7 protein-coding genes are annotated in these 11,238 nt (G+C 43.7%); all 7 read left to right on the top strand.

All coding sequences use genetic code 11. The features are described from left to right. Positions 1-390 precede the first annotated feature (390 nt). A complete protein-coding gene (locus F6K37_RS21175) occupies positions 391-2,271 on the top strand; it encodes an NAD+ synthase (protein WP_008179380.1) in 1,881 nt (626 codons plus the stop codon). 1,216 nt (positions 2,272-3,487) lie between these two features. Continuing rightward, positions 3,488-4,672 carry a sensor histidine kinase gene (locus tag F6K37_RS21170; protein ID WP_008179384.1) on the top strand — a complete coding sequence of 395 codons (1,185 nt, stop codon included), beginning with the start codon at positions 3,488-3,490 and terminating at the stop codon, positions 4,670-4,672. 12 nt (positions 4,673-4,684) lie between these two features. Beyond that, on the top strand, positions 4,685-4,840 hold the full coding sequence (locus F6K37_RS21165) for a hypothetical protein (RefSeq protein WP_154659669.1): 156 nt from the start codon (positions 4,685-4,687) through the stop codon (positions 4,838-4,840). A gap of 656 nt (positions 4,841-5,496) precedes the next feature. Further along, the gene (locus F6K37_RS21160) at positions 5,497-5,673 is read left to right on the top strand and encodes a hypothetical protein (protein ID WP_287251949.1); all 177 of its coding nucleotides are present in this window, start codon (positions 5,497-5,499) and stop codon (positions 5,671-5,673) included. Between the two features lie 471 nt (positions 5,674-6,144). After that, complete coding sequence (locus F6K37_RS21155) at positions 6,145-7,953, top strand: GGDEF domain-containing response regulator (RefSeq protein WP_287251947.1); 1,809 nt, start codon at positions 6,145-6,147, stop codon at positions 7,951-7,953. Between the two features lie 157 nt (positions 7,954-8,110). Next, on the top strand, positions 8,111-9,031 hold the full coding sequence (locus F6K37_RS21150; protein ID WP_131826934.1) for a hypothetical protein: 921 nt from the start codon (positions 8,111-8,113) through the stop codon (positions 9,029-9,031). A gap of 96 nt (positions 9,032-9,127) precedes the next feature. After that, on the top strand, positions 9,128-11,238 hold a 2,111-nt coding region (locus F6K37_RS21145; RefSeq protein ID WP_502887761.1), incomplete at its 3' end, for an nSTAND1 domain-containing NTPase.

Genomic DNA, 11,238 nt, shown 5'->3' with positions numbered 1-11,238 from the left:
ATGTGTGAAAATATTAGCTATGTACATTGGTTTGATAAGATGGTGTTCTCGTGAACCTATCTGGCGTGTTATAGGTGTAGTGTATCTAATTTTAGGTACATAACTCTTGGAATTCAACATTTATGCAATATTAGTAATTTATGATATCATAAATTACTAATATTGATAGCAAGTTTTTTAGTTGATTTGCCAATCAGTTTATCAACTAATTAAGAAGTAAAAATATCAACAAAAAATGCTAATTATAAGCAAGTTTTTGGTTTGATAAAAAAACCGGATTGGTCAAGACGATATAAACTGTATATTTTGTCATTTAATTACTAACCAAACCCAGATTACTAAAGATTGTGTGAAGTAGATGGCCTAAACTATAAAAAACAATCAAAAATGATGAAGATTGCGATCGCTCAACTCAACCCCACCATTGGTGATATTACAGGCAACGCTCAACGGATTCTTGAAGTAGCCAACACTGCTGCGAGTCAGGATGTGCGTCTGTTGCTGACACCAGAATTATCCTTGTGTGGCTATCCACCACGAGATTTGCTGCTCAATCCCAAGTTTCGAGAGTCGATGACTACACAAGTGCAACAACTAGCTCAGCAGCTACCATTGTCTCTAGCTGTTTTGGTGGGGACAGTAACACCGAATACCAAAGCAGAGCTTGCTGGTGGCAAACCTTTATATAACAGCATTGCTCTACTAGAGGGGGGAAAAGTACGGCAGATTTTTCACAAGCGACTCTTGCCCACCTATGATGTTTTCGATGAAAACCGCTACTTTGAACCAGGACGGGAGAGTAATTCCTTCACCATTGATCACCAGCCATCAGCAATCACAACTCAGAATGCCCACTCTCCAATTAAAATCGGTGTTACCATTTGCGAAGACTTGTGGAACGATGAAGAGTTTTGGGGCAAACGCAGCTATCAAGTCAATCCGATCACAGACTTAGTTCAACAGGGTGTAGACCTAGTGGTAAACTTGTCCGCCTCACCCTATAGCGCGGGTAAACAGAAAACTCGGGAAGCAATGTTGCGCCATAGCGCTAGCCGTTACCATACACCTATCCTCTACGCCAATCAGCTAGGAGGCAATGATGACCTGATATTTGATGGGTGTAGTGTAGCATTTAATCAGGCTGGTGAGATGGTATGTCGCGCCCGTGCCTTTGAAACAGACTTAGTCATTTTGGAATATGACCGAGAAACACACGATCTGGTCACCCCACCAGAAACAACTATAGAGTCTCCACCATCGGCAGCAATAGCACCAGCCCCAGCCAGCCTAGACGAAGAAATTTGGTCAGCCTTAGTCCTAGGAGTCCGAGATTACACCCGTAAGTGTGGTTTTAAAAAAGTAGTAATTGGTTTGAGTGGTGGGATTGATTCTGCTCTTGTAGCTGCTATTGCCACCGCCGCCTTAGGACCAGAGAATGTCTTGGGGATTCTCATGCCTTCTCCCTACAGTTCTGACCACTCCGTCAAAGATGCTCTCTCTTTAGCACAAAACCTAGGTATTAAGACTCACACCCTAGCCATTGGTTCCTTGATGGAAGGGTTTGACCAAACCTTAACCTCTCTATTTGCTGGGACAGAGTTCGGTGTGGCTGAAGAGAATATTCAATCCCGAATTCGGGGCACCTTACTGATGGCGATCGCTAATAAATTTGGCTATCTCCTGCTTTCTACTGGCAACAAGTCAGAGATGGCAGTGGGTTACTGTACCCTCTATGGTGATATGAATGGTGGATTAGCTGTAATTGCCGATGTTCCCAAAACCCGGGTCTACTCCCTATGTCGGTGGCTAAATTCTAGGGCAGAGGAGTCCCAGGTTAATCAGAAGTTGCAGGTTAGTACGCTCAATCTTGAACCTTCAGACTCCTCTTCTAAGCTTCAAGCTGATCAGCGTCAACCTGCTAACCTAACTGACTCGAACGCCAAAGGCGAACAACCTTTAAGCCAAACAGAAATTATTCCTGCTAATATTCTAATCAAGCCCCCCAGCGCTGAATTAAAACCTGGTCAAGTAGACCAAGATTCCTTGCCATCTTACGATATCCTAGATGATATTCTCGAGCGACTGATCCAGCAGCACCAAGCCCCGGAGCAAATTATTGATGCAGGTCATCAGCCCGAAGTGGTTCACAAAATCATCCGACTAGTCGCTCGTGTTGAATTTAAGCGCCGACAAGCCCCGCCAGGCTTAAAGGTTACTGACCGCGCCTTTGGTACTGGCTGGCGGATGCCAATTGCTAGTCGTTGGCTATAGCATTAGTCTATTAATGATTAGTCATTAATCATTAGTCATTAGTCTTTGGTCTTTGGTCTTTGGTAATTAGTCATTGCTAAAGACCAGAAGACTTATTGTTGACGACAATGGACTAATACTGGACTAATAACTAATCACTACCTAGCCAGGGAAGTCTTGTTCAAGAAATCCATAATAGAATAGCAGTTTCGTGATCGAGTAAGTGGGACGGTAAAAATAAACGTAATAGTCTGGTTGTTGACTGTTCACAGTCTATAGAACCCATTTGATAGAAACTAGGATTGATTGAAAAAGGGTACAGGAATCCCCCCTAACCTTAATAAGGGGGGTAGGTAACAGTAGGAAAGAGCTCCAAGTATTTTTTTGGTGTTATGGTAAGCATTCAGCTATCAGCTATCAGCTATCAGCTATCAGCTATCAGCTATCAGCTATCAGCTATCAGCTATCAGCTAATGCGCTACGCGCACGCTACGCGAACAGCTTTGGAATAAAACAAGTAAGCATTGGAATAATGCTGAGTTACCTCACAGCGTCGTTCGCACAGCGTGGCCAAACGCGCACGCGTGGCCGTTCGCGTAGCGTGGCCAAAAGGCCAAAAGGCCAAGGCCAAAGCCTGTGCCACAAGGCTGACGGCATTAGGCTGACGGCATTATGCTTACTTGTTATGACAAATCAGCATTGGGTTTCATGATTTATTTGGAAATACTAGATGACGTTTACTGTCAGCAGTGAACAGTCAAGGATCAACAAAAAACCTGGTCAATTGGAGCTAAACGGTAAGCCTTCAGGGCTCAGCTGCTCAGGAGTCAGCTAAAGCATCGACCCAAACTTAGGTATTTGGGTCTGGATGGGAGTAGATGATGGGAGTACATAAGTATTCGGGCGAGAATGTTCTTTCTTAAAGGTTGGTTGATTCAAGATTGCTTGTAGCTAAGGGCTGATTAGGAATGGCTGAATTCTGTTCGCGTAGCGTGCGCGAATGCGCATATGCTGAATGCTGACATCGTATTAATTTGCTTATTAATTTACTGGTGCAGTTGGTTAAAATTATGGTGAAAGGGTAAGAGGGAGAGGTAAAAATAAAAATTTCCCTCTATCTTGACTAGTTAAATTGAAATTTTTCGCCATTTTGGAATGAATTTGTTTAATCACAATCGCTATAATTTCACCAATTCCTACTGCTAGATTGTTGAAATTTGTGCTACACTCTTACCCGATGTATTTGAACCTAGACGCAGCAATTAATAGGGATCCTCTGATTGTATCTCCCGAAACTCTAGTAACAGAGGCAATTGCCCGCATGATCCAGTTCGACTCTAGTTACGTACTCGTCCAGTCGCAACTGTCATTAGTAGGCATTTTTACTGAGCGAGATTTGCTAAAGGTCATAGTCGAAGGGATTGGGCTTTCTGGACTAGCGATCGCTGACGTGATGACCACAGAATTAATTACACTACCAGCCACTGAAGTCGAGAATGTCGAGAATATAGTCAAGCTACTGTCTCGATTGCGCCAACATCGGATTCGTCATCTACCAGTTGTAGAGGATAGTGGACGACCGACAGGTATCATTACAGAAAATAGTTTGCTGCAAGTGCTAGAACCAGCAACAATGTTGGCTACTAATCAACAGCTGGTAGACGGAGTTAATCAGCCCACGGCTCAACTAGAAGCCACAAATCAGGAACTAGAAGCATTTGCCTATTCAGTATCCCACGAGTTAAGCGCTCCACTACGAAGGATTAAGAGTTTTATTAAGGTTCTATCAAAGGACTATCATCACCAGTTGGATCTCAAAGGACAACACTATCTCCAACGTATATCTGCTAACAGTCAGCATATGTGGAAACTCATTGAGGATTTGCTAGAGCTTTCGAGAGTTAGCGGTGACCCGATGCACTACCAGCAGGTTGATTTGAGCAAGATGGTTGCTGAAATTAGGTTAGAACTCACACAAACCCAACCTGAACGGAGCGTGGAATGGGTCATTGCCAAAGGAATTCAGGCTTATGGAGATAGTACGTTGCTCCGGATTGTTTTACAGAATCTACTCCACAACGCCTGGAAATACACATCCCATCATCCCCAAGCCAGGATTGAATTTGGAGTTTGCCCATTGTCCGCACCTCAGACAGGGGGGCAAGAGCAAACTAGTGATGAAGCGATCGCCTATTTTGTCCGGGATGATGGAGCTGGCTTTGATCTGGCTGACGCTGACAGATTATTTATCCCTTTTGTACGCTTGCACAACGAAGCCGAGTTTACTGGCAATGGCATTGGACTCGCTACTGTAAAGCGTATTATTCACCGACATGGTGGCAGAGTCTGGGCTAAAAGTGCAATTGAACAAGGAGCAACGTTTTATTTTACCCTTCCACCCTTCAAAAATTATTCGCTATAATAACACCATTGCTTGGTCTCCTCCACACCTAAAAACGTAAGCATTCAGCCGTCAGCCGTCAGCCGTCAGCCGTCAGCCGTCAGTGGTCAGTGGTCAGCTTATTTTATTCAAAAGCACCGATTGCGCTACGGGCACGCTGCGCGAACAGTAGCGTGGCCATTCCCGTAGCCTGGCCTTTGGCTGATAGCTGATAGCACCGATTGCGCTACGGGCACGCTGCGCGAACAGTAGCGTGCCCGTAGCCCATTAGCTGATAGGTGATAACTGATAGCTGAATGCTTACCTAAAAACTATTGCAATCACTACTGATCTAATGATTAGCAATAGTTAAATTACAATTGATGATCTGTGTGCAAACATAAAAATGACAAAATGGCAGCCATGTGTTTCATTTTTATGATAATACAGGCTTTAAGATGGCTTTGGTAATTATGGCGCTTAGGCAATTTAAGCTGTTAGGAATTGAATTTACAGAAATCGCAGCTTGTTTGCCCCCCTGCTTGACGCGGGGGGTGAAAACAAGTTAGGGGATGCACACCCCTGGTCTACTTTCTTTGTGATTAGGAGGTGATATAACTAGTGCAATACGGGACAAAGAAAATATTATTATCTGGATTATTGTCTGGGAACATACCAGATGAAACTAATGACCTACTTGTTTTCTGGTGTGAACAAGCCAACAACCTGTACAAGCAGGCTTGGTAGGCAGTAAGACAGACTTATTTTGAAAACTGTGAGTATTACACTTACTTTGATGCTTATGACATGTACCGAGTTGGTCCCAAAGACGGCGTTGCTTAATAATGTAATGATTTTAATAGTAGGTGCGCGCCTCCAAGGCCGCGAGCAATCCCTCGCGGCCTTGGGTCGCACCTGTGGAATGGGCATCTTGTGTGGAACTGGCATCTTGCCAGTTTCAATATATTGTCGGGCGGGCAGGATGCCCACTCTACTCCTATTCATTACTTGATTCAGAAACGCCGAGAATACAAGAGTATTAAGGTTAGCTATGGTCAACTTTGCAAAGCAAAGATTTCAAGGATAATCCGCACTACAAAGCACTAGGTGTTAACCAAGTTCTAGTCTAAGGAGACTTTAGGAGAAGCCATTTATCGGTTGGGATTAAACCTAAACTTACCTGAGTTCGACATAACCAACTATCCGGCAATTGAGGAGTCAGTAGTCAGGAATCAGTAGTCATAATAATTGATTTTCCATCCAGGAATTTTTAATATAAATTTGCTTGGTAATCCACTAATCGTTATTGATACTACCACTAACCTTGCTAAATTATTATCCTGATTTCTGAATTATGTATTCTGTATACTCCTCAAAACCAGCCAATTCAGGTAATGACATCGATTTGAGTTAAAAATTAGCCATAAATGTGTAGATGATGAGATTAGTAATATCATAATCCAAAAGCTTTCTAATCAAGTAGAAACTTATTGAACAATAGATAGGACATATCAATGAATAAACCACTGCGAATTTTGATTGTCGAAGACTCAGAAGATGATGCTGAGTTGCTGGTGGTTGAACTAAAAAATGGTGGCTACGAAGCAATTTATGAACGAGTGGAAGCACCAGGAGCAATGAACGAAGCCTTAGATAATAAGGGGTGGGATCTTGTGATTGCTGATTACTTCATGCCTAAGTTTAGCGCCATTGGTGCCTTACTACTCTTACAAAAAAAAGGGTTAGACTTACCGTTTATTATCGTCTCCGGCTCGATTAAGGAAAATATGGCAATCGCTGCTATGAAAGCGGGAGCCCATGACTATTTACTTAAACACCAGTTAGCACGATTAGTTCCGGCGGTGGAGCGGGAGTTAAGAGAAGCAAAGGTGCGCAAAAATTACCGGAAGGCAATCAAGAGGTTACAAGACCTGACGTTTTATGACGAATTAACCGGTTTGCCTAATCGGACATTGTTTTTATACTACCTGCGCCAGTGGTTTAAGCCAGTACAGCCAACTCACAATCGCAAATGTCTACCGATGGCATACCCGATTATACCAACTCTTTGCTGGGATGAACCAATTGTTGGAAACACTCAGAAGGATAATGTATTTGCTGTGCTATCTCTGACTCTCAGTCGCTACGGAATTATCCAATACAGTCTAGGTGATCTACTCAGTGAACAACTCCTAGTTGCTACTGCTCAACGCTTACAGGAATGCATCGGTGATCAGGATATATTGGCACGGATGGGAGAGAATAAATTTGCGATTTTGCTCTCGAATATCCAAGACTTAGCTCAGGTGAAAGAGACAGCTGAGCGTATCCATCAGGAGATTTCCATCCCATTCGATCTCAATGGGCGAGTTGTGTCTTCTAATTGCTACATTGGTATTGTCCTGAGTACCATGGGGTATGAGCAACCGAAAGATTTGCTGCGAGGGGCAGATACGGCGATGTATTATGCCAAATTAGAGGGGAAAGGAGCCTCAGAAGTTTTTCATCCTAGTATGCAAAAGAGAGCTATTGAGCGACTACAGTTAGAAACCGACTTACAACAGGCAATTAAATACGAAACATTGCATCTGAATTATCAACCAATAGTGTCCCTGACAACCGGCAAAACTATTGGTTTTGAAGCCTTGGCCAGGTGGCAGCACCGCACTCGCATCAAGGTTAGTCCTAGTGAGTTTATTCCGGTAGCAGAAGAAACAGGACTAATTATCCCCCTTGGTGAATGGATTTTACGGGAAGCCTGCAAACAGTTAAGCCTTTGGCAAGACCAGTTTCCTGATTATTCTTCTTTGAGTATCAGTGTGAATCTGTCTGGTATTCAACTCAACCAACCCCAGCTGATTGACCAGATTGACCAAATCTGCACCACGTTAGAATTGAGTGGGGCGAACTTGAAGCTGGAAATTACTGAGAGTGTGTTGGTAGATAATGCCTCAGTTGATAGCACTATCTGGCAGAAACTCAAAGACAGAAATATAAAATTGTGTATCGATGATTTTGGCACCGGATACTCATCGTTTTCCTATCTAAATGATTTGCCAATTGATATCATTAAAATTGCTCGTTCTTTTATTAGCCAAGGATTTACAAAAAATGGTAAAAATTTTGATACGGTAGAAGCGATTGTAAATCTAGCTAAAAAACTAAAAATTCAGGTAATTGCTGAGGGCATAGAAACCCAAGAACAAAAGAATATTTTGAAAGATTTAGGATGTGAATATGGACAAGGATTCTTGTTTGATGAAGCCCTCACTGCGGAAATGGTGACAAATTTGATGTTAACCAAGCCAGATAGGTTTTGGTAATCGCTATAGTAGGAATTAAGACAAGCAAAAGGGTATCCCCCAATACTCACCGACGATCGGGGGGCAAGCTTGGATGTAAAAGAGGCTAAACATGAAACCTGACTTGGAAAACAGATCCTACACTGCAAGAGCTGACCATAGACTAGGTTATTCAGTCTTGAGCACTTCTTACCACTCAGGACAATGGGCGTTGCTGAATCAAGTAATGAATAGGAGTAGAGTGGGCATCCTGCCCGCGCGAAAATCTCTTGAAACTGGCAAGATGCCAGTTCCACCAAGATGCCCATTCTACAAAACTCTTAAAATCATTCCATTATTCAGCAACGCCGGAAAATGCACTCAAGAGAATGGACTGAGCACTCAAAACTCAGCACTCAGTTTGCTTAAACGTTTACTAATTGCCACAGCGGTGCTGTTGGCTGTTGTCCCTACGACGACTAGTTGCAGTCTACTGGAACGGCAGCCTCGGTCAAACTCTACCTTGGTCTACAAAGGACCAGTTAGGCAGGAGGTGAAAGCTGGTTCATTGATACCAGGGACTGATATTCGGTACATCAGTAGGACGGAGGAGAAAACTGCTGAAGTGTTGATCAATGGACAACGGGCATTCAAGCGCAGTGGTGACTCTCTAGACTGGACTGGAAGCCCTCTGAGGGGAGTCGAAATGGGCCTGAACCAACGGGTATTAGTTTATAGTGAGGAACGCCTACAAGCTGGTGGTAGTGTTAGTCTAACGGTAGATGGGGTATCTTCTAAACCTGGTTGGGTACCGCAGGTACCGGACAAAACAAACCCCAGTCTAGTGGTTTACAAGGTTCCAGTTTTATACCGAGTCAAGCAGGGAGAAACAATTCCTGGAACCACTTTGAGTTATACCGGCAAAACTGAACAAGGTGCGCAGTTGGGTGGATTACCGACCGGAGAGTCTCCTTACCGCCAACGGGGTGACTCGATTAGTTGGCGAGGGGAATTACGCCCTAGAGTTTATCTCGATTTAGTAGTACGTACTGCCTTCTATAACGAAGACCGTCTGAGTGTGACTGGCTTTGCAACAGTTATCCTAGCAATCGGTGGTTGACGGTGGTTCGCCCTTGGCGTCCCTTTTTGGAGTTTGGATGTTAGAGTTAAGGGTTGAGATGGCTACTTGAATGGCGGGAAGACCCTACATTGGTCGATGGACAAATCTAATGCGATCGCAACTGAAAATCAGCATGCCCTGAAAAAACTAGCGTCGGCAGTAGAAGCCTCTCAGGGACAGTTCAAGCTGATTTTAGCCCGCTGTAATTATATCAGGGTGCGTTTCCGTTTGGTAGCGCAATTACCAACACTCTGCTCGGTTGACATTAATACCCTAACCCTTAAGCCATCGGACAAAGTCCTCTATCACACCATTCGGTCAATACTGGGAGAAGAACGCCCTACTTCTGTGATGGTGTTGGGCTTAGAATCGGTGCAGAATCTAGCACAGATGCTGAGTGTTACTAATCAAGTGCTCCAAGAGTTTCAGAAAAATCTTCCTTTCCCCTTAGTGTTATGGATTACAGATGAGGTTCAGCAGCAACTAACCCAGTTTGCTCCAGATTTGGAGAGTTTGGGGACACCGATAGAATTTGCGAACGCAACAGAAACCTTAATTACTGAACTCAAAGAGACTACCGATGCTATCTTTGACTATATTTTAAAATCAAATAGTATAGCATACTTTGTACCTACTGATATAGGTATTCTACGTCACCGGGAAATTGATGCTGCTCTGAAGGATTTACAGCATCGCGGTGAAACCCTTGAACCTGCTCTCAAAGCTAGTATAGAATTCCTTCGTGGTCAAGAGGCTTATGCTAACTATCAGTTGGGTAGTGCAGTAACTCACTATGAGCAAAGTTTGGCATTTTGGCAACCAGCTCAAACAGAGACTGAGAGATCGGGAGATCAGGAGATCACGAGATCAGGAGATGGGGAGAGTCGGAACAATGTTTCTTCATCTAATTTAGATAACTTAGAAGATGTAAATAGCTTAGAATATCTAGATAATTTAGATGATATAAATAGCTTAGAATATCTAGATAACTTAGAGGATATAAATAACTTAGAAAACGGAAGTGATACTACGGTAAATGAGATTACCGTTTCTGATCAGCAATTCCTGGAGCGTCAGGGAATCGTCCTATTTTACATTGGGTTGTGTTATTTCCAGCAGGGGGAAAAGTCTCGGGAACCAGAAAACTGTCTCTATTGGAACGATGCTAGACGATTATTCCAGGAGTGTCTTGATCGGTTTGAGCAGTTGAATCGTCATGATTTAGTCACGAAGTTTATCAATCAACTAGGTGAGGTGATGCAACGCCTAGAGGATTGGGATGATTTGTATCACTTGGCTCACAATGCCCTAGGGTTACAGCAACGCCAAATCCTATTAGGGGCGCAAGGTCTGGCACCACTAAAAGCCCAAGCTTACGGATTTTTAGCAGAAGTCGCTCTTAACCAATCTCGTTGGCAAGAGGCTAAGCAAAATGCTCAGAAAGCATTAGATACTATAGGGAAAGTTTCCTATGGTGTTGCAGAAGAGGGAACAGAGGAAACACAGGAAACAGAGAGCACAGAGGGCACAAAACCATCTCTTAACTCAGGAGTCAGCATTCAGGACAATGCACTCCAGACCATGCACTCACTTCAAACGAGTCTGTATCTACTACTGTTAGCTCAATCTGAGCAACGGCTTGGTCACCCTGAAGCTGCACTCCAACATCTAGAACAGGCAAGGGTTATTGCACCTCAGGATAATCCTCGGTTTTACACTCGGATTTTGCAGGGATTGCGATCGCGTAGCGGTCGGTTAGGGAAATCGCTTTATTTCCAGCAGGGGCAGTATCTCCAAGCTTTCCAACTTAAGCAATATCAACAATCGTTAGCGCAACAGTATGGTTGGGGAGGGTTTATTGGTGCTGGTGGATTACAGCCACGACAACAGATAAAGTTGGTGGGTTTGCCAACAAATTTGATCGGAGCGCAACGCCTTGCATCCCTAGAGGAGGAAAATAGAGAAACTATAGCGCTAGGAATTGCCCAGTCTGGGCGACAGCAGGATGTCAATCGATTGATTGAACGGATTGGAAGCAATGATTACAGGCTAATTGTGATTCATGGAGAATCGGGGGTGGGCAAGAGTTCTCTGGTGAATGGGGGATTAGTACCAGGGTTGAAACAGACTGTAATTGCTACAGAAGATGTGTTGCCTGTAGTGATGGCAGTCTATAGCAATTGGGTAGACGAATTGGGACGGTTATT

Source organism: Moorena sp. SIO4E2 (assembly GCF_010671945.1).
Classification (GTDB): domain Bacteria; phylum Cyanobacteriota; class Cyanobacteriia; order Cyanobacteriales; family Coleofasciculaceae; genus Moorena; species Moorena producens.
The sequence above is the reverse complement of the archived record's forward strand: the minus strand, read 5'-3'. Positions and strand labels throughout refer to the sequence as shown.